Here is a 20,812-nt window from a genome sequence, read left to right on the forward strand (position 1 = left end):
CCTCGCTGGTGAGATAGAATCTATGATTTCGACAGCTCTAGTGCAGGAAGATACAATTTCAATCCTGTTGATTCAATGCGAATTTTACAGGGAAGTACCGAAGAGCCGCCCGCATTAGTGACGCGCGGAATGAGAGGGAAGCCTCCGTACTTCAACGCCCGCTCTCCGCTCCAGGACCTTGACAACCGCCGAATAGTCCTCGTGCACCGAACCTGTTTCCGACGCTTCTGAAAATAAGGAGCGGGCAACTTCGATGCCCGGCAACGGCACGCCGAGATTCTTCCCAGCGTCGAGGATGAGGTTGATATCCTTGAGCATATGCTCGACGTAGAATCTCGGGGCGAAATTCCGGTCGATGATCGAATTCCCTTTGGTCTGGTACATCGGCGCGCTCAATGAAGAGTTGTTCAGAATATCGAGCAGTATTTCCGGAGTGACGTCCGCTTTTTGGGCCAGCACCAGCGCCTGCGCGAGCGTCGTTCCCATCGCGCCGATGAAAAGATTGCACAACAGTTTTGTGTATGAAGCCTGTTCGGGGTGTTCAAAGCGCCAGATCTTCTTGCCGAGAATGTTCAAAAGCTTTTCAACTTTGACAAACGCTTCGTCCTTTCCGCCGACGAAAAGGAGCAAGGAGCCGTCCGCCGCCTGGGGAACGCTTCCCAATACGGGAGAATGCATGAAGAAAAAGCCGCTTCTCTCGTATTCTGCGGACAATTGTTCTGTCGTCACGGGAGCCACCGTGCTCATGTCGACGTGCACAGCCCCCTTTCTAAGCCCATGAATGATCCCTCCGTTCCCCAGTGCAATTTCTTCCAGCGCGGCTGAATTCGAAACCATGGAAAAAACAATATCCGAACGTTCCGCAGCTTCTTTCGGCGATTGACACCAACCGGCTCCGCCGCCGACAAGCCCGGCAGCTTTCTCTTTCGTCCTATTAAAGACGTTCATCGAATGTCCCGCGTTGAGGAGACGTGACGCCAAGGGAGAGCCCATCAAACCAAGACCGACAAAACCGACTGACATTTTCATAGATTACCTTTCACTGGGAAATAAAAAAGGCGAAACGATCTTCGCCTGGACGAATACTAACTTTTGCGCCGCGATCATCCCACCGATTCGATGATCGCACCGCCGACAAGATCATTCCCCTCATAGAAAACAACCGATTGCCCCGGGGTCATTGCCCGCTTCGGCGAGTCAAAGTCAACCCGAACAACCCCCTCACCGTCTCCTTCCCCGTCAATCTGGGTCACGAGCGCCGCCTCGTCTGTATCTTTATAGCGGATCTTCACCGTCAGCCGCTTTCCGGCACGGAGATGGGCGTACTTGATCAGGTTCAGTTTCTTTGCGGTCAGAGCAGTGTGCAGTAGATCTTTGTCATGCCCGACGGTGATGACATTGTCTTTGTAATTGATCGCGGTGACATAAACCGGATCGGGAAACGCAACGCCCACCCCCTTCCGCTGTCCGATCGTGTAGAAAGGAAAGCCCCGATGCTTTCCGACAACCTTGCCGTCCAAGACGACATCGCCGCCGGCGACCGATTCTTCCAGCTGAGGAAGCTTATGTTTAAGGAAGCGTTCGTAGTTATTGTCGGTAACAAAACAGATCTCATAGCTTTCCCCTTTCGCCGCCGTCTTGAGGCCGAAGCGTTCGGCAACGGCCCGCGACTCCGGTTTCGTCAGCTCGGACAGAGGAAAAATCGTTCGCCTCAACGAATCCTGCGTCAATCCCCACAAAGCGTATGACTGATCCTTTTGCTCATCTCTTCCGCGGGAAACGACATATCGCTGAGTCTGCTCGTCTTTTCGGACGCGCGCGTAGTGCCCGGTCGCGATGAAATCGGCGCCAAGCTTGAGACTCTTCCGGATCATCTCTTCCCATTTGATCTTCCTGTTGCAAATAACGCACGGGTTCGGCGTGCGCCCATGCAGGTATTCTTCGACAAAATTATCGATCACCGCTGCGCCAAACGCCTCAGAAAAATCGAGGACATAGTGGGGAAATCCGAGCTTCGCGGCGACCATCCGGGCATCGTTTATTCCGTCAAGCGAGCAGCAGCTTTTGTCGTTTTCGTCATTTCCGCCGACATCGTCGTAGTTAAAGGTCTTGATGGTAATGCCAATAACATTGTACCCCTGCTCGACCAGCAGAGCTGCGGCAGCAGACGAATCGACGCCGCCGCTCATTCCAACGACGACAGTTGTGTTCTTGTTCTGGGACATGGCAATACAATGTACAAAAAGATTCGTTGACTCCCAAACATGAACCAGTCGAGGTTGAGGAGGAACAACCCGTTAAAACGGCGATGGAGATCACAGGTCCACATCCAACTGAACCGTCACGCGATTATCCAGCGGAGCAGGCGTTCCGGCGCTATCGCTGATGACGCCAGGAATTTCCCCCCGGAAAGTCTCGCTGTATTTACAAGTAACCTCAAGACGGGACAGGAATTTCCATCCGGCGATGATGTACCATCGAATTCCTTTTCCATAAAGCGGAGGAAAAGAATATCCCCCGCGGACGTCATCTTCATATTCGTACACCCGCGAGTCATACGACTGTGTCTCAAAGAATACCATTCTCGAGGTACAAGTAAAGCCGGAACGGGGCGGAAACACATTAACATCGGTGAATATCAGCATCCCGTTTTCACGTGCGCGTGAAACGGAATAGGAGACCGTTGTCAGTTCGACACGCTGGGCGAGTGCAATCCATTTATTGATCGAAACGGAACACGATGCCCGGATGTTCTGCTGGTTTCGCTCTTCGAACATTTTAGCCTGAGTTTGCTCCGCAGTCCCGATGGTGTGTTCCTCCGTTTTACTGTTGTTTTTGAATTGGAAGGAGAAGGTCGTCGTTTTATCGGCTTCATCCTCGCATCGAACGACATATTCATCCCCCGATCTGGTGAACCCTGAGAGTGATGGGAATCCAAATTCATCAACGCTCATCGAAATTTTAAGCCGGCGGGATGCCTGGTACGCAATCCCCAGGAAGATTCCGTTCTCCCCATTGACAGCACCGTTTTGTTCACCGAAGCCGTATGCATGAGGATCGACATAATTATCAGAATAGGATCGAATTTGAGTCGACAGAGACAACCGATTGGACAACTGGCCGATGAAGCCGGCAACGCCGTTCCTGCTTTCAAACGAGTTGCCCGCGACCTCACCAAAGAGAGCATAGGACTCAAAAGCAAAATCTGCGTTCATGCCGAAAGCAGAAAAGCTTCTGCCCAAAAATGGGGACGGCGCCTGAAGTGCAACCTGTTTGTCGTATTGCTCTTCCAATATCGAAAATCCGAAACTGCTTGTTCTTCCAACCCGAACGTTCGCGATGCCCCCCATCGCCGTTTCGTTCAGCGCATTTTTTTTCTCGATCTCGGCCGGCGAACGAAAAAGGCCCGAGGTAAAGAGGCTCGTCACTGATCCTGCAGAATCAACGGTCCCTGCTACAGCCTTCCGCGAACAAAAGAACGTCAATGCAGCCGGATACAATTCCAAGATCGCAGCGGCTCCCTGGAAGTAATGATATTCATCCGTGGCAAGGTGAGGAACAACCGATCTTCCCACTTCCTTGATCTGGGACACAACATTTCCCCCTTTTGAGGACGATCGAGGACTTGAGTAGACCAGGCCCTGCCCGCTGTTGAGCGTAAAATCGCCGGCAACAAATTTTTTCAGAACTCCGCCGTTGTCGAGTCCGACATATCCGCTGACGAAACCGGCGCTCAACGGTTCGCCGGCATCTTTATCGACAAGCACTCCCCCGCTCCATCGCGGTGTGGAGAGCGTCAAACGCGTATACGCTGCAACGGGGCTTCCTAAATATTCGCCGTCGCGGAATTCTTTGGGAGGATGGATTTCCATGAGTCCACGGGAACGGAACGATGCTTGGACGATACTGTCGCCGCCGGCCGCAGCGCTCGCCGGCGCTTTGGCGGGAGAAAATTTAATAAATGGCAATATGCGCGATACGATTTTTTCATCGATGCCGGGAAGTGACACCAAATCCGATAACGAAATGCTTCCCGCAGAATCCCGGAGAAATAGTATTTTCAACGCCATCGCTTCGGGAAGGAACGGGATCTCGGTCAATTCCATAAATGAAGCAGTGTTGACATCGACCGGATTCATCCGATAGAAGTCCAATTCATCCATCGTGGCGGATTTTCCCCCTCCGTCATCGATAGAGTTTTCCATTTGTGCTTCAAAATCCTCCGACGGTGGTTGATGATCACTAAGCTCTTGAGAAAATAATACCCCCGAAAGCAGCAGCATGCTGCACAGAATACTCCCCTTCATAATTCCCCCTTTTTTACAAGCTGAACGAAAGGCCTATCGTGTGAGTCAAACCGAGATCAGCATGTGTCGCCATACTGTACCGTACGGACAACGACATATAGTTGATGCCGATGCCGGCATAATATCTTGAAGGATCGCTCGAGACTCCAACCTGAAAATCGATGATGTCGATAGGCGAGAATTTGACTCCCGTTCGAACCGAGAGCGGATACATGACGTCTTTGATCATGGTAAACGACACGCTTGCAGTCGAAAGAAATTGGCACGTTATTCCGGTGAGGTACCATTGCGGAAGGAGCTCCTTCTCCCGGCCGATCGACGGCCTGTTGATATTCAACAACGAAACGCCCCAACGAATATCGTCGGACATCTGAACCGAAACGGCGAGGTCTATTCCAACCGCGGCCGCATCCCCGTATCCTTCGATCCTCAGGTGATTGTAATTGATGTTGCACCCTCCGGAAATTATGCCGAACGATCTTGCAAAGACCGCCGTTGCGGTCAATTCCTTGTATAAAGAATAACCTGTGCTCGTCACCGCGTACCCGGTTTCGAACCATTCCGTCGGCACAGCAATAGCCAGACCTCCGTTCGATAATTGAGGGAGGTCGAAGGGAGAGGGAGAATAGAACACGGATGCATGAAGTGACTGAATCGACGCTGCGGCAGATGGGTTCAGCATGAAGAAGTCGACGTCTCCGGCGAACAGAGAAGACATCCCGTCTGCATAGACTGCCGGCGGTTCCGGCATTCGTTCGAAGCCGGCAAAGGAAAATGAGAACGCGGCAAAGGACAAGATCAACAACCGGCGGCAACGCACGCGATGGTGAGCAGGCTCTTCATGCTTGAACGGGTAATCGAAAGTGGTTATATTGCGGCAGAAATATTTTCCAAACAACGAAAAAAGGATTGCCATGCGTCCCCCCCTGATTGTCATGACAGTGATTATTGCGGTAGTATGTTTTGCAGAGACTGCGCTTGGGCAGATTGAAGCTCAGGTGACGGTGAATCTGGATCAGATCCAGGGATCAACCAGAGACATCCTTTCAAATTTCGGCCCCGACGTCCAGCGTTATATCAATTCAAACCGATGGTCTTCCGAAGACATCGGCAACGAAAAAATTCAGATTTCCCTTTCTATCTCGCTCACGGCGACAGCGACCGCAAACGTGTACGATGCTCAGGTATTCCTTGGAAGCTCGCGTCCGGTATACAAATCGGAGAAGAAATCAGCCATGTTGAGGCTGTTCGACGATTCATGGGAATTCACCTATGTCAAAAACCAGCCGTTGGTGCATGACGAAACCCGATTCGACCCTCTCACGAGTTTCATCAATTTCTACATGTATCTGGTCCTTGGCTACGATTTCGATTCGTACAGCCCGCCGCTCTCCGGAACGCAGTACTTTCAGCGCGCGATCACCATTTGCGGCCAAGCCCCGAGCGGCACGAAAGGCTGGGACCGTTCAACGACCACCTACAGCAAGTACTCCTTCATCGAAGAGTTGCTGAACTCAAAATACGAACCGCTCCGCGAAGGGATGTTCACGTACAATTATAGAGGGATCGATTACCTGATCGTGAAGCCCGATGCGGCATACAAAAATATCATCACGTTCATTCAAAACGTCGCTGATTTCAAACGGTCGGTCGACCCCAATTCCCTGATCCTGAAGGCGTTCTTCGATGCGAAGTACCAGGAACTTGCAGAAACTTTCAGAAATTATCAAGACAAAAGTATCTTACAGCTGCTTTCTTCGACCGACCCCAGCCATCAGAGCACGTACATGGGACTTAAGTAACGGATAAGAAAGGGGGAGGAATTTTTGCCGCAGAGGCCGCACAACGCATCGTCATATGCGGCCCACCTACTCCGAGAGAGTCACAGAGAGTATTGTGTCGCCGACCTGTATTTTGCCGACCACATCAAGGTCCTTTGTATAGGCAAAGATCGAGTACCGGCCGTCGAGATGCGGTGTCGGACAATGCGTGATGAAGAATTGCGACCCTTCCGTGTCTTTTCCTGCGCTTGCCATGCCTACAGCTCCCTCTGAATAGAGGGCATCGGGATGCACTTCAGTCCTGATCGCATAGCCCGGGCCGCCAAAACCGGTCCCCTGCGGATCTCCCCCCTGAATAACAAAATTCGGGACCACGCGATGGAAGATCAATCCGTCAAAGAAATGCTTTTTTGCCAATACGATGAAATTCAGCACTGTGTAAGGAGCCTCATCGGGGCGGAAGTCGATAGTGATAAGCCCTTTTGACGTAAGGATCGAGGCAGAGCGATAACGTTCCAACAGACCGAGATCTTCCTCTTTATAGAATTTTTTTGACTCCGGAGAAATCGCTGCAGAGGGGGCATAGTCTGTTCCAGTGATCTCGTGCAGCGCCCGTGCCGCAGCATCGCGAACGACTTTATCGTTATCCTGCAAGGATCTTTGGAGGAGCGGAATGGCTGCCTCAGCTTTCAATCCGGCAAAAACATTCATAAACTCCACCATCACTTCAACGTCTTCCGGAGTTGATAAACGCTGATACACCGTTACAAATTTGGTCAGACCCTGTGTCCTTATCTCCCTTCGAACGGCAGTATCTTCAAACGCCGAAGCCACTGAAAAAGAAACCGAAAGATCCCGCCTGGCCAAAAGCGGGAGAATTTTCTCCGTGAATTCCGCCTGAACCGCCGAGTCCTTGTTAACAATTACATTCTCGTATGATTGAACAGCAGCGCTTACGACGCGGGAGTCGCTTTGCCGCAGTTCATTCTGCAATGCAGGAATTGCTTTCGCCGATCTTGTTTCACCCAACGCTGAAATTATCTTCGCGCGGAACAAGGGCTCTGTCTTGAGATAATTGCACAGCAATGAAACGGACCTTTCTTTTAAAACAGCCGCAAAAAGGAGAGCTGCTTCCCCCCTTTCCCTCCAGGTAAATTTGGTGGAATCAGTTACTATCGTGCGAAGATCGTCTGCTAGGTTGTTGGGCAGATATTTTTCAGGAAGGGAGCTCAAAAGCGAAAATGCGGTAAGCGCAACATGTTCGTTGTTGTCGGATACCAATGACAGCAACAATCGTGAAGCCCTTTCACCTTGGCTTTTCAAAGCTCTAACGCAATTGACGCGAACCCGCCAATCCGGATCATCGACCGCATGGCTAACAACGGCCGCTCTTGCTAGGGAATCGCTCGCCAGACTTAGCAATGAACCGGTCCACATTCTTGTTTCGGCTGAGGAATCATCCATTAATGGGATAAAGCGGGCGAGGTGGCGTGCCACTGAGGTAGAATCGGCAATACGCATCAGGGCATAAACGGCCATTGGACGGGATTCAGAATTGCCGATCAAACTTGCGGCATACTCGGTTGCGAGCGAATCCTTGATCCTTCTGATCGCAAATCTTGCGATAGAAAGGGCAACAGAGCGCTGGATGCGTCCTGGAAGCCTCGGGGCAATAGCAATCAACGTTTTGAGGTCTTCACCGTTTCCGCATTTGGCAAGTGCGTCGATCTCCTCCTGCGCAGACATAGCGTCAGCGTCGAGCGGAATTCTTCTGATCAAGTATTTGGCGGCTTCCTGACGGCCAGTCTGACCGAGTGCGAATGCTACGCTGCGGCGAACCATCGGGATTGAATCGTCCAACATTGGGAGGAGTACTGGGATCGAGGACGAGTCTTGAATATTGGCCAATGCCAGGGCGGCACGGGATCGTTCAATGGGGTTCGACGAATGAAGATAAGCATACAGCTTTCCATCAGCGACGTTGCGTGCATTCTGGAGTTCCGTAATGCTATCGATAGTCTGCGCCCCGATCATGCGATAGGAACCGAGCAGCAGGATAAAGAATTCAACAAATATATGAAGCTTTTTCATGGATGCGGTTCTAAAAAGGACTCCCTTCATAAACTTTCTGCGGGAGAGAAAGGCTGTTAGACCTCGCGGGCAAACTCTCATTAACCCTGGCTGTGTTCGTTCCCAACGAGACGTTGGGAACGAGGTGAAGAACAAGGCGAAGAGACCTATCTCGGGAGACAGATCGAGATGGAAAGTCGATATCTCACACTTCAATCAGCAGCTGCCGGCCGATCAAAAATACGGCCTTACCCTGTATTTAACGCCAAGAACATCTTCGACGTATTTCTTCGCCCCTTCAAGGTCCACTTCTTCAATACCGACAACACTCATCACGACCTCGGGGACGTATTTTTTTGCTTCGCGTGCAAAATCCACCATTGCAGCGTGATTCTTTTCTCCGTTGATCCTCATGAGCTCGCCATATTGAAGCGGATCGACCGAGTTAAGACTGATCGATACCGTATCAATGACTCCCTTGAGCTCGGGAGCGATATTTCTTTTGTTTATCAAACTCCCGTGGCCGTCGGTATTGAGACGAGTCTTGCCGCCGTTGGCTTTCACCCAGGAGCCGATCTCTTTTACCGCATCGAAGCGGATCGTCGGCTCTCCGTAACCGCAGAAAACGACCTCGTCGTAGGATTTCGGGTCCTTAATGCCGGAAATAATTTCCTGGACGGTCGGCTCGCGGGTGATTTTCAAATTGTGCCCTTTGACGACGGCCTCCCCTTTCCTGTCGCAAAAGACGCAATCGGCATCGCACCGGATCGTCAGGTTAATATAGAGGGAGCGCCCCAATGAATACGTGAACACCGGTTCGCCGAGAGAACCTATATTAAAAAGGCGTTTGGCATTGTACGTTGTTGTGCGGGCAACGTCGGCTTCGGTCGCCGAACAGACCTCCGCGACTTTTTTTCCGATGAGAGGAACGTACATCGGTTCATTGCGCTTCCCCCGGTGAGGAGCGGGGGTGAGGTACGGCGAATCGGTCTCGAGCATAATGTGGTCATAACCGATCGCCTTCAGGGTTTCAGCCGCGGAAGAATTTTTGAACGTCACGATCCCGGGATAGGAGACCAGGAATCCCATTCGCAAAAGTTTTCGCGCGGTCGATGCGTCGCCGGAGAAACAATGAAAGACCCCTTTCGGAGCGGGGAAGCGGCTGTTCGGCGTTGCTTGCTGGCTTCTCCAATATTCGTTCCCCTGAATCATTTCCGCCGCCATCGATACGGCATCATCCATCGAATCCCTCGTATGCACGACGATCGGAAGATTTCGCCGGATCGCGATCTCGATCTGGGCCTTAAACATCCGCTGCTGCTTTTCCCTCGGCGTCGTGTCGTAATAGTAATCAAGGCCTATCTCACCGATCGCCACGACTTTTCTGTGCTCGCTCAATTTTTCAATTTCCTGGAGGCTGTTGTCGTCCGCCCCGTTCATATCCAGCGGATGGATGCCGACACAGACATAAATATTTTCATGCCGCTCGGACAACGCAATCGCCTCCTTGCTGGTTTCGACGTTAGTTGCAGGAACCACAAAGAACGCTACACCGGCGTCTTCCGCGCGGCGAATAACGTCTTCGATATCTTCCTTAAAATCGGGGTAGAATAAATGTGCGTGGGAATCTATGTACATGCGTTGTTCAATCGGTTAAAGGAGGAGAATTATGCATCCGCGTCATTCTTAAATTAGCAAAGCGGTGCTCTAATATCAAGCGGAGCGCCGTTCCAGGCGCCGTCAAATTCGACCATGCATGTTGAGAACGAAGCAGATCGGGTTCTCGGTGTCTTCACGCGAGAGACGCGTCACACACGCCGCTCCCAGACTGAGTTTGGGATCGAGAGTGTAAATTCTCGCGCTGTAACACTCCCTCCCCGCCTTGATTATGCTTCGTGCTTTGCGTAAATTGAAGGAGAAGGATGACATCATCCAGGAAAATCCTATGAAGACACTCATTGATGTTTTTACTGTGGCGCTCCCGCTTCTTTATTTCAGCACCGTCTGGGCGTACGCCAAGGCATTCTTCAAAGATTCTGCAGCCGCAAAACGAACAAAGACCCCTCTTCTTCTCGCAACACTTGCAGTCCATCTCTCCTATCTGCTGTTGCGCTCGGCATTCTTCAACCATCCGCCGATCACGACAATATTCGAGATCATGTCGATCATTGCGTTCTCGATCGGCGCGGCATACGCCGTCATCGAATTCCAGACGAAAGTCAAGAACACCGGATACTTCATTCTCATCCTTGCGTTCATCTTCCAGACGATTTCATCTTTCTTTATCGAAAACCTCTCGGAAGTAAAGCCCGTCCTGCGAAGCAGCCTGCTGGGCATCCATGTCTCCAGCGCGTTGCTCGGCTATGCTGCGATCGCGATTTCTGCCGTTTATGGATTTCTGTATTTAATGCTCTATCACCATATCAAGTCGAGCCGCTTCGGGGTGATCTATACCAAACTCCCGAACCTGGAAACGCTCGAAAAGATGTCGATCCTTTCGATCATATTCGGCTTCTCGTTTCTGACCGTTGCGATCGCCGTGGGACTCATATGGCTGCCGCGCGCCTTTGATCATTTCTCATATTTCGACCCGAAGTTGATCGGCACGGTGTTCATCTGGGCGATGTACGGCGCCGGGCTGGGGGCAAAAAAAACGATCGGCTGGCAAGGAAGAAAAATCATGATCCTGTCGATCATCGCGTTTGCAGTTTCTTTTTTCTCGCTGACGATCATCAACGTCTATTTCAGCGCGTTCCATAAATTTTATTGACCCATCGCGTTCGCTCTGCTGCCGCTTTATGAATCTAATTGCTGTAGGAATTAATCACCGCACGGCTCCTCTTGAAGTCCGGGAGAAGCTGTGGATGTCGAGCGATGAAATACGGAAGGCCGTTGCCGACCTGAAAGGCAGACCGTTTTCCGAATGCTTTATCGTCTCCACGTGCAACCGGACGGAGTTGTACGGCATGTATAACTCCTCCGAAGGCGACAGCGAAAATCCCCCCGATGTTGACGACCTTAAAGACCGGCTGATAGCGTTTAAATCCGCCGGCAGTTCCGTCCATCGCGAACATCTGTACCACATGGTGTCGAGCAACGCGATCCGGCATTTGTTCAAAGTGGCATCGGGCATCGACTCGATGGTCATCGGGGATATTCAGATCCTCAGCCAGATCAAGGACGACTTCAACCTCGCCAGCGAAGAGAAGGCGACCGGACCGTTCCTTCACCGCCTCCTGCAATCGACGTACCATGTGGGCAAGCGGACGAGGACAGAAACGACGATCACCGAAGGGGCAGTATCGGTCAGCTATGCGGCGGTGGAACTTGCTAGCAAGATCTTCTCCGACCTCTCGAAAAAGACCGCCCTGCTCATCGGCGCCGGGGAAACCGGCGAATTGACCGCAAAACATCTGAACGGCCGCGGCATCGGCGGATTGTTCGTCGCGAACAGAACACGATCGAAGGCCGATGACCTGGTGGCTGCCCTCGGCGGCAAGGCGGTCGAATTCGATGCTCTCCAGCAAATGCTGGCCCACGTCGACATCGTTGTCTCATCGGTGACAAGCGATCATTATGTCATCACGAAGACCGACGTTCAGCGGGCGATGAAAGAGCGTTCTCATAAACCGCTGTTCATGATCGACATCGGCGTTCCGCGCAACATCGACCCTGCGGCGAACAACATCGAGAACGTTTTCCTGCACGACATGGACGGCATTTCGGCGATCATCGACGGCAATCTGCAAAAAAGGAGGTCCGAAATCCCGAGGGTCAATGAAATCGTCCTTGAGGAGTTGACCGAGTTCACCAACTGGTTTAATTCGCTCCAGGTCAATCCGACGATCCATGATCTGCGGACGCATTTCGAGCAGGTGCGGCAGGAGGAAGTTGAGAAGAACATCAACCGTTTTTCCGCGGAAGACCGGGAGCTGCTTGACCTTGTGACAAGACGGATCGTCAATAAGCTCCTTCATCTCCCGACCACGAATTTGAAAAACGGAAACGAAGAGAGCGACGAAGAAAAGCACAAAAAACTTCATATCGTCCGCTCCCTCTTCGGGCTGCATAAAGAACAGATGCCGAAAGAATGACATCCAGCAAGAACATTATCATCGGAACGCGCGGGAGCGACCTCGCTCTCTGGCAATCGACATGGGTCGCGAAAGAGCTCCGGCGGATCCATCCATCGATCACGATCGAGACGACGGTCATCAAAACGACCGGCGACAAGATTCTCGATTCACCTCTTTCGAAGATCGGCGATAAGGGGCTTTTCACGAAGGAAATTGAGAGCGCCCTTCTTGAGAGATCGATCGACCTTGCCGTTCACAGCCTCAAGGACGTTCCGACGAATCTTGCCGAGGGGTTGGCGATCGGAGCAATTTCCGAGCGCGAAGACGTCCGCGATGTCTTCATTTCCCATCCCAGGAAAAAATATCCCTCATTTGACGCCGTGCCGAAAAACGGGTCGATCGCGACCGGCAGCCTTCGCCGAAGGTCCCAGCTGCTCGCCATGCGGCCCGACCTGCGCATCATCGACATTCGCGGAAACTTGAAAACCCGCAGGACGAAACTCGAGGAATCCCAGTGGGACGGCATGCTGCTTGCCAAGGCGGGAGTTACACGGCTCGGATGGGGGGAGATCATTTCTGAGGTGCTGCCGCCGACGACCATTCTTCCGGCGGTCGGCCAGGGGGCTCTTGCGGTCGAAATCCGAAAAGACGACGCATTCCTTGCGTCGGCCCTTGCGCCGTTGAATGATCTTCCAACCGCCCAATCGACCGCCGGAGAGCGGGCGTTGCTCCGGCATCTCGAGGGAGGATGCCAGATTCCGATCGGCACGTACGGAAGAATCGAGTCGGGACGATTCGTTCTTGACGCAGTGGTCGGAAGCATCGACGGGAAAAAGGTCGTCCGCGGAACGATCAGCGGCGACCCCGGCGATTCGGAAAGGCTTGGGATCTCGCTCGCGAAGGATTTGCTTCACAGGGGAGCCGACGAGATCCTGAAGGAAATCAGAACGGCGGGAAGCTGAGATCAAATGGCAGAACAACCGACACAGGCGGCGGCTCAACCTCATTCTCCCCTTCTCGGGAAGACAATTCTCGTCACGCGGGCGAAGGAACAGGCGGCGGAATTCGTCAAGCTGCTCGAGCAGCTTGGAGCTTCCGTGATGCTTTTTCCGACCATCCAGATCGTCCCGCCGAAATCCTGGGAGGAATGCGACAACGCCATCGCTCATATCGGCACCTACGATGCCATCGTTCTTACGAGCTCGAATGCCGCGGAAAATTTTTTCACACGCGTCCGGCTCGCCGATAACGGCACAGCAAAGCTGATCGCAGAAAAGACCGTCTATGCCGTCGGCGAAAAAACCAGGGAAGCGGCGGAAAAGCATAACATCCCCGTTGCCGCGATGCCAGCGGTCTCGGATGCGAAAAATCTTGCCATCACACTTTCACGGACCGATGTCAAAGGGAAGCGCTTCCTTTTCCCGAAGGGCAATCTCGCCGGGAAAGTCGTGACGTTTGCCCTTCAGGAACACGGTGCGACCGTCGACGAAGTGGTCGTGTATGAAACCATCCAGCCCTCGGAGACCGATGCCGAAGCGGTCAAACAAAGACTCCGGAAAAACGAGATCGATGTAGTGACATTTTTCAGCCCCTCGAGCGTGTCAAATTTCCTCGCATCAATTTCGGAAGAGCTCCTGGAGAACACAACGATCGCGGTCATCGGGCATACAACGGCCGCGGCGGCGAAGAATTTGTCCCTTCCGGTTCATGTCGTTGCGGAGCATGCCACATCAGCCAATTTTGTCGGGTCGATCGTCCGATACTATGAATAACACTGCCCTAAAAAAGAATATTCCGATTCATGCCAATCCTCCGAGGCTGAACGTTGGAGAATTTTGGACCGCCAGGCAGCGGCAGGCCTCATCGCTCCATGAAATTTCATACCGTGCATGTTTCAAGCCGCAATTGCCGCGCTATTTTATAGAGCGATTCAGCAGCGAGGGGGATGCCGTCTATGATCCGTTCATGGGGAGAGGAACGACGGTGATCGAAGCGGCGCTGTTAAAAAGAAACGTCATCGGCAACGATATCAATCCGCTGAGCACAATTCTTGTCGCGCCGCGGCTTGATATTCCGGAGATCAGCACAATAGAACGGCGCCTCGAAGAAATCGAATTTTCGAAAAGGGCAAAGGCCGATATCGATATTTCGATGTTCTTTCATCCGGAAACCGAAGCGGAAATCGTCTCCCTCCAACAATATTTGTTAAAGAAAGAAAAGGACGGGACGGAAGACTCCTCGGACAGGTGGATCCGAATGGTTGCGACGAACCGGCTGACCGGACATTCTTCGGGATTCTTTTCGGTCTACACCCTTCCCCCGAACCAGGCAACGCAGCCAAAAAGCCAGATCCGTATCAACCGGCTGAGAGAACAGACCCCGGAATACCGCAACATCAAAATGATCATCCTGAAAAAAACCAGGACGCTCTTGAACCGAATTTCCGAACGCGGGCGGGAGAATATTGACGCGGTCGGCCCGCGCGCTCGGTTTCTTTCGGTGGATGCCGGACGGAGTGTGGAGATCGCCGACGCGACCATCGACTTGACCATCACTTCCCCCCCTTTCTTGGATATCGTGAATTACTCAAACGACAACTGGCTTCGGTGCTGGTTCAACGGCATCGATGCTAAAGCGATAGAGGGACGCATCACGATGTCCAGAACTCTTGATGAATGGTCCGCAGTGATGGGGGGCGTTTTCACTGAACTCTTCCGGGTCACGAAACCCGGGGGGCACGTCGCGTTCGAAGTCGGAGAAGTGCGGAGTAAAACGGTGAAGCTTGAGGAGTATGTCATCCCGATCGGAGAGGAAGCCGGATTCCGATGCGAGGAAATTTTCATCAACTCCCAGAACTTCACAAAGACGGCGAATATCTGGGGTATCCACAATAACGAATCAGGAACGAATACCAACCGTATCGTCCTTTTCCGAAAATAATCATCTCCCGACGATTTGAAAAATCAGAATCCAACAAACGACCTGTTCCTCCGCGCGTGCAAACGGGAGGCTGTTGAACGAACGCCGGTCTGGTTTATGCGGCAGGCGGGGAGATATTTGCCCGAATACCGGGCTGTGAGAGAAAAGGTCGATTTTCTGACATTGTGCAAAACTCCCGACCTTGCCGCTGAAGTCACGATCCAGCCTGTCGACATCATCGGCGTCGATGCCGCGATCATCTTTTCGGACATCCTTGTCGTTCCCGAAGCAATGGGAATGGAACTGGTGGTCGAAGAAGGCAGAGGGGGGCCGCGATTCCCTTCGCCGCTCCGCTCGCGCGCCGAGATCGAAAAGCTCCCCGTCCCCGACCCGAATTCAAAATTGAAATTCGTGACGGATGCGATCCGGACAACGCAAAAAAACCTCCACGGCAAAGTACCGTTGATCGGATTTTCCGGATCGCCGTGGACACTCGCGGCCTACATGGTCGAAGGACGCGGCTCGAAGAATTTTCGCTATCCCAAAGAATTGATTTATTCATCCCCGCGGGACGCTCATCTTCTTCTCGACAAGCTGGCGCGCGCTGTTGCGGCGTACCTTTCCGCACAGATTGAAGCCGGCGCCCAAGCCGTGCAAATTTTCGACACGTGGGGAGGTATTTTAGGGCAGGAAGAGTTCGAAGAATTTTCCCTGCGGTACATCAAACAGGTGCTGTCGCTGCTGAGAACCAACGGCGCTCCCACGATCGTTTTTTGCAAGGATTGCGGACATTCGCTGGAGAAGATCGCGGATACGGGTACTTCCGCTGTTGGACTCGATTGGGCGACCGACATCGGCAAGGCGCGCGATATGGTGGGAAGCTATGCGGCGCTGCAGGGGAACCTCGATCCAGCGATGTTGTATTCGACCCCCGAGCGGATCGAAAAAGGAGTTCAGACAATTCTTAAGAAATTCGGGAAGGGCAGCGGACATATTTTCAACCTTGGCCACGGGGTCATGCCCGATACCCCCGTTGAAAATGTGCATGCTTTCGTGAACGCTGTAAAGAAATTTAGCGTTCAATATCATTAGAAGAGGGTCCAGGAAGAGCATGAAACAATTTGATTCCATCGATGTCGAGCTGTTGAGAAAATACGACCGGCCGGGGCCGCGCTACACCAGTTATCCGACCGCGCCGGTGTTCACCTCTGCTTTCGGGCCAAAAGAATACCGCGATGAAGTCATCAGGACGAATGGGCGGGGCGATTCATCCGACCTATCGCTGTACTTCCATTTCCCCTTCTGCGATACGCTCTGCTATTTCTGCGGATGCACAATGCTGGTCACGCACAGCCGCGACCGGATTCGGGAGTATAACACTTTTCTCAAAAAAGAAATCGAGATGGTCGCTCCTCTCGTTTCGAAAAAGCGGAAGGTTTCGCAGCTGCACTGGGGAGGCGGAACGCCCTCGTACCTCGATCCTGATGAAATTCTGGATATCGGCACTTTCATTCGGGAACGGTTCTCTTTCGGCGATGACATCGAGGCGGGCGTCGAAATCGACCCGCGCGGCCTTACCTTCGACCATATGAAGGCGCTGCGCGACAGCGGATTCAACCGCGTGAGCATGGGCGTTCAGGATTTCAACCCGAAAGTCCAGGAAGCCGTGAACCGGCTCCAGCCTGAATCGATCACGCGAGACGCGGTGAACTGGAGCCGCAAGCTCGGCTTCAAGAGCGTCAACCTCGATCTCATCTACGGCCTTCCCCATCAGACGCTCGCCTCGTTCACGAAGACCGTCGAGACGATCATCGACATTTCGCCGGACAGGATCGCGGTGTTTAATTACGCGCACGTCCCCTGGCTGAAGCCGCATCAAAAGCTCATCCACCAGGAACAACTACCGTCGCCGGAGTTGAAGCTGCAGATTTTCAAGATGACGATCGAAAAGCTGATCGACGCGGGATACTGGAACATCGGCATGGACCACTTTTCGAAGCGGACGGATGAGATGGCGGTCGCGCAAAAGAACAAGACGCTCTACCGCAACTTCCAGGGCTATTCGACGAAGGCAGGATGCGACCTTTACGGATTCGGGATGTCGGCGATCGGACATTTCAAGGAAACGTACCAGCAGAACAAGAAGACCCTTCCTGAATACTACAAGTCGCTGAACGCACATTCGCTGCCGACCAACCTCGGGTATAGAATGACCGCGGACGACCAGATCCGCAAAACGGTCATTATCCGCCTGATGTGCGACATGGAATTGGAGAAAGCGCCGGTCGAGAAAGAATTCGGGATCACCTTTGACGAGTATTTCAGCGATGCACTTCGAAAGCTCGAAGCGTTCGTGCCGGACGGTCTGGTCACGCTCACCAAAGAAAAGATCATTGTCAACGGGCTCGGCAGACTCATTATCAGAAATATTGCCATGAGCTTCGACGCCTATCTCGAAAAGATGATGAAAGAAAAACCGATCTTCTCGCGCACCGTATAGTAACGTCATCAATGGAAAACAAGAAGAGAGCAATAATCCTTTTCCAGCTCGGCGGCCCCGATTCGCTCGACGCCGTCGAACCATTCCTCTATAATCTGTTTTGCGATCCCGACATCATCGACCTCCCCGGAGCTTTTCTTTTTCGGAAGACTTTGGCGAGAATAATTTCATCCCGGCGTGCACCAAAGGTCCGCGAATTGTACAAGAACATCGGCGGCGCTTCGCCGATTCTCCCCCAGACCATGGAGCAAGCCAAGAGCCTGCAAAGGTCGCTCGAAGAAAAAAGGATCTTTGCGGACGTCCACGTCGCTATGCGGTACTGGCATCCGATGACGGAAGAAGTCGTTGAAGGGATCAGGAAGGACAACGTCGACGAAGTCATCCTGCTTCCTTTATACCCTCAATATTCGAAGGTGACGACTGGGTCGAGCGCAAGAGCATGGAGCGCTGCGGTGCAAAAACTGAATGTGAACCATTTTTCGACGAAACTCATCGAAAGCTATTATGAGCATCCGCTGTACATCTCTGCGCTTGTTGAGAATATCAATCGATCACTCGATCGGGTTCCGGAGGGGGAGAGAAATAGCGTCCATCTCGTTTTCAGCGCTCACGGAACGCCAGTAAAATTGGTCAAAGAGGGGGATCCATACTCGGTCCAAATCCAAAAGACCTATGAGCGGGTGCTCGAGGCCGGCAAGTTCGGATTACCGCATCATCTGTGTTTCCAAAGCAAGGTAGGCCCGCAGCGCTGGCTTGAGCCGTCGCTCACGGAGACGATCGATTCATTGGCGCGGCAAAAGGTCTCCCACATGATCGTCGTGCCCATTGCATTTGTTACGGAACATATTGAGACGCTGTCGGAAATAGGCATCGAAGCACGGGAACAGGCGCTCCATTCGGGGGTGAAGTATTTTGACGTGATGCCCGCCCTCATTGCAAACGAAAAATTCATCGCATGCCTTACGGACCTTGTTCTCCAAAAATTGAAGGATTGAATTGACGATGGAACATCATACCGCCATTGTCATCGGCGCCGGAATCAGCGGGCTTGCTACGGCATGGTGGATGCATTGCGCGGGAATCGACGTTGCCGTCCTGGAAAGCGGTCCCGCAGTCGGCGGAACAATGAAAACGGTCAAGGCTGACGGCTGGCTCATCGAAACCGGTCCGAACAGCGCTCTCGAAACGACCCCCCTTTTGAGAAGACTCTCTTCCGAAATCGGCATCGAGCACGAGTTAATTTACGCAAATGAGGCCGCGGACAATCGCTACATCCTGCGCAACGGCGCGTTGCATCCTCTTCCCATGAAACCGGGGCTGTTCTTGAAATCAAGGCTCTGGTCGACGTCCGGGAAGCTGCGATTGCTCAAAGAGCCGTTCATAGGCAGGGCTTCGAAGGAAGAGACGATCGCTGAATTTGTGGAGCGAAGGTTGGGGAAGGAATTTCTTGATTACGCCATCAACCCGTTCGTGGCAGGAGTCTATGCCGGCAATCCTGAACAGCTCAGCGTTCAGGCCGCATTCCCAAAACTTTATGCCCTCGAAAAGAACTACGGCGGCCTCGTCAAAGGCCAGATCATGGGGAGGCGGGAAAGAAAAAAACGGGCCGAAACGGCGAAGGATCGATCGCGTCTTTTTTCATACACGAGCGGAATGCAAGCCCTCCCGGACGCGATCGGAAAGAAATTGGCGGACCGTATTCGCCTGGGCTTCAACGTCGAGACGATCACCCGCGTTTCAGAAAATGGGACAGGGTCGAAACAGTCCTTCTTTGCCGCCGGAAGAGAGAACGGAAAGCAATTTTCCTTGTCGGCCGACGCGGTCATTCTTGCCGTTCCATCGCATCGCGCCGCCGCGATGATCGATGGCCTGGACAGCGCCCTTGCAAATTCTCTCAAAAACATTTATTATCCACCGGTGGCAGAGGTATATCTGGGATATGCAAACGGCGCGATCCGCCGTCCCTTGGACGGATTCGGCTTTTTGGTTCCGGAAAAGGAACACAGAAAAATCTTAGGAACGATCTGGAGCTCCGTTCTCTTTCCGGAAAGAGCGCCTGGCGGACATTCTGCGCTGACGACCTTCGTCGGAGGGTCACGGCAGCCCGATCTTGCAGGGCTCGATGATGGACGACTTGTGGAATTGGTCACGGAGGAACTGGCCATGATCATGAACATCGCCGGGGCGCCGGTCTTCAGCCGCGTGACCCGCTGGGAGAAAGCGATCCCCCAGTATCGCATCGGCCATCTTTCCATCATGGAGACAATAAGCGAATTTGAATCACGATACCCGGGAATTTTTCTTAGCGGCAATTTCCGCGGCGGTATTGCGGTGGGTGATTGCGTCATCAACTCCGAGCTCATGGCGAACCGCGCCGCCGCTTTTCTCTCCACCTTAAAAGAGAAGACAACCTCTGCCTGAACGTTAAGGAGCATCGAATGAAATTTTTCCTGATCATCCTCACCATCGCGGCCGCGGCCTGCAACCTCGCAGCGCAGTCCCCACTGGACGCCCCGGAGATGGAGCAAGCATTATCACCCGAAGCTTTTTCCGACGTGGTGAAATCGGTATGGGACGTCGTCAAAAAAGGGGCCGACGATTATCAGTCCGAAACGGTGTCGCGGAATGAGTTCGAGACCACGGCGGACTTTGAAGCCCGGCTGCAGCAGCGGCATAACGATATCGCATCAACGATCCAGACTTTTGCCGAATCAAAGAAATTGGGTCAGCGGGTGTTTGCCGTATGGATGCAGGCCAGCCTCGTCAAATACAATGCCGATACGCAGACCTATACCGTCACATCATCGACGAAAATCGATGTTCCGCCGACCGCGGAAAATATGACAACGTCCTGTCCGCAGAATTCCTACATCGTTTTCTCGGAAAAGAACGAAAGAGGCTACAAGTTTGCCTCCCTCCTCTTGAAAGCAAAACCGGATTATTCCTGGCACGTGGACAAGGAGACAGCGCGAAAGGCCAAGGACAGCGAGGCCAACGTGTTCTTTAAGGTCTGGTTCCGCTTCGACATGTCACAGGCGCTAAGCGGCAGCCAGGGACAGCTCACTATCGTTCCGATGAAGATCGCGCTCGTGAATAAATCGGGGAATACAACCTATTGGAGCGACGACATTCTAAAGTAGCGGCAAAAAAGGGGCTGCC

The 20,812-nt window shown here is 52.7% G+C and carries 17 protein-coding genes; 11 read left to right on the forward strand and 6 right to left on the reverse strand.

What is annotated here, in order from left to right; translation table 11 throughout:
- Nucleotides 1–114: 114 nt before the first annotated feature.
- The 4 genes from VMF88_05830 to VMF88_05845 form a co-directional block, all read right to left on the reverse strand.
- Complete coding sequence (locus tag VMF88_05830) at nt 115–1,029, reverse strand: NAD(P)-dependent oxidoreductase (GenBank protein HTY10571.1); 915 nt, start codon at nt 1,027–1,029, stop codon at nt 115–117.
- Between the two features lie 74 nt (nt 1,030–1,103).
- Complete coding sequence (gene mnmA, locus VMF88_05835) at nt 1,104–2,273, reverse strand: tRNA 2-thiouridine(34) synthase MnmA (protein ID HTY10572.1); 1,170 nt, start codon at nt 2,271–2,273, stop codon at nt 1,104–1,106.
- Nucleotides 2,274–2,315: 42 nt separating this feature from the next.
- Nucleotides 2,316–4,205, reverse strand: a complete 1,890-nt coding sequence (locus tag VMF88_05840) for a helix-hairpin-helix domain-containing protein (GenBank protein ID HTY10573.1) — start codon at nt 4,203–4,205, stop codon at nt 2,316–2,318.
- A 115-nt stretch (nt 4,206–4,320) separates the two neighbouring features.
- Nucleotides 4,321–5,223, reverse strand: a complete 903-nt coding sequence (locus VMF88_05845; GenBank protein HTY10574.1) for a hypothetical protein — start codon at nt 5,221–5,223, stop codon at nt 4,321–4,323.
- On the opposite strand from VMF88_05845, the gene VMF88_05850 reads away from it, so the two are divergent.
- Nucleotides 5,222–6,109, forward strand: coding sequence for a DUF4835 family protein (locus VMF88_05850; GenBank protein HTY10575.1), 888 nt, complete (start codon nt 5,222–5,224; stop codon nt 6,107–6,109). The two genes, VMF88_05845 and VMF88_05850, sit on opposite strands and share 2 nt — an antisense overlap.
- 66 nt (nt 6,110–6,175) lie before the next feature.
- Here the strand turns inward: VMF88_05850 and VMF88_05855 are convergent, their stop codons facing one another.
- Both VMF88_05855 and VMF88_05860 read right to left on the reverse strand, forming a co-directional pair.
- Nucleotides 6,176–8,179 (reverse strand): peptidylprolyl isomerase, encoded by a 2,004-nt coding sequence (locus VMF88_05855; GenBank protein HTY10576.1) that lies wholly within the window; start codon nt 8,177–8,179, stop codon nt 6,176–6,178.
- A gap of 213 nt (nt 8,180–8,392) precedes the next feature.
- A complete protein-coding gene (locus tag VMF88_05860) occupies nt 8,393–9,796 on the reverse strand; it encodes a TatD family hydrolase (GenBank protein ID HTY10577.1) in 1,404 nt (467 codons plus the stop codon).
- Nucleotides 9,797–10,103: 307 nt separating this feature from the next.
- Between VMF88_05860 and ccsA the strand changes: the two genes are divergently transcribed.
- The 10 genes from ccsA to VMF88_05910 are packed head-to-tail and all read left to right on the forward strand — an operon-like array spanning nt 10,104 to nt 20,793.
- Nucleotides 10,104–10,928 (forward strand): cytochrome c biogenesis protein CcsA, encoded by an 825-nt coding sequence (gene ccsA / locus VMF88_05865; protein ID HTY10578.1) that lies wholly within the window; start codon nt 10,104–10,106, stop codon nt 10,926–10,928.
- Between the two features lie 28 nt (nt 10,929–10,956).
- The gene (hemA, locus tag VMF88_05870; protein HTY10579.1) at nt 10,957–12,252 is read left to right on the forward strand and encodes a glutamyl-tRNA reductase; all 1,296 of its coding nucleotides are present in this window, start codon (nt 10,957–10,959) and stop codon (nt 12,250–12,252) included.
- Nucleotides 12,249–13,196 (forward strand): hydroxymethylbilane synthase, encoded by a 948-nt coding sequence (hemC, locus tag VMF88_05875; protein ID HTY10580.1) that lies wholly within the window; start codon nt 12,249–12,251, stop codon nt 13,194–13,196. The genes hemA and hemC overlap by 4 nt, the downstream gene beginning before the upstream one ends.
- 6 nt (nt 13,197–13,202) lie before the next feature.
- Entirely contained in the window at nt 13,203–14,006 is an 804-nt protein-coding gene (locus tag VMF88_05880) for a uroporphyrinogen-III synthase (protein HTY10581.1), read from the forward strand.
- Complete coding sequence (locus tag VMF88_05885) at nt 13,999–15,174, forward strand: DNA methyltransferase (GenBank protein ID HTY10582.1); 1,176 nt, start codon at nt 13,999–14,001, stop codon at nt 15,172–15,174. Before VMF88_05880 ends, VMF88_05885 begins: the two co-directional genes overlap by 8 nt.
- Before the next feature lie 15 nt (nt 15,175–15,189).
- Nucleotides 15,190–16,245 (forward strand): uroporphyrinogen decarboxylase, encoded by a 1,056-nt coding sequence (gene hemE / locus VMF88_05890; protein ID HTY10583.1) that lies wholly within the window; start codon nt 15,190–15,192, stop codon nt 16,243–16,245.
- A gap of 19 nt (nt 16,246–16,264) precedes the next feature.
- Nucleotides 16,265–17,653 carry an oxygen-independent coproporphyrinogen III oxidase gene (gene hemN / locus VMF88_05895; GenBank protein ID HTY10584.1) on the forward strand — a complete coding sequence of 463 codons (1,389 nt, stop codon included), beginning with the start codon at nt 16,265–16,267 and terminating at the stop codon, nt 17,651–17,653.
- 11 nt (nt 17,654–17,664) lie between these two features.
- Nucleotides 17,665–18,648 (forward strand): ferrochelatase, encoded by a 984-nt coding sequence (hemH, locus tag VMF88_05900; GenBank protein HTY10585.1) that lies wholly within the window; start codon nt 17,665–17,667, stop codon nt 18,646–18,648.
- 7 nt (nt 18,649–18,655) lie between these two features.
- Nucleotides 18,656–20,074, forward strand: a complete 1,419-nt coding sequence (hemG, locus tag VMF88_05905) for a protoporphyrinogen oxidase (protein ID HTY10586.1) — start codon at nt 18,656–18,658, stop codon at nt 20,072–20,074.
- 17 nt (nt 20,075–20,091) lie between these two features.
- The gene (locus tag VMF88_05910) at nt 20,092–20,793 is read left to right on the forward strand and encodes a hypothetical protein (GenBank protein ID HTY10587.1); all 702 of its coding nucleotides are present in this window, start codon (nt 20,092–20,094) and stop codon (nt 20,791–20,793) included.
- Nucleotides 20,794–20,812: the final 19 nt, after the last annotated feature.

Source organism: Bacteroidota bacterium (assembly GCA_035506275.1).
Lineage (GTDB): Bacteria > Bacteroidota > Ignavibacteria > UBA10030 > UBA8401 > JAGVPT01.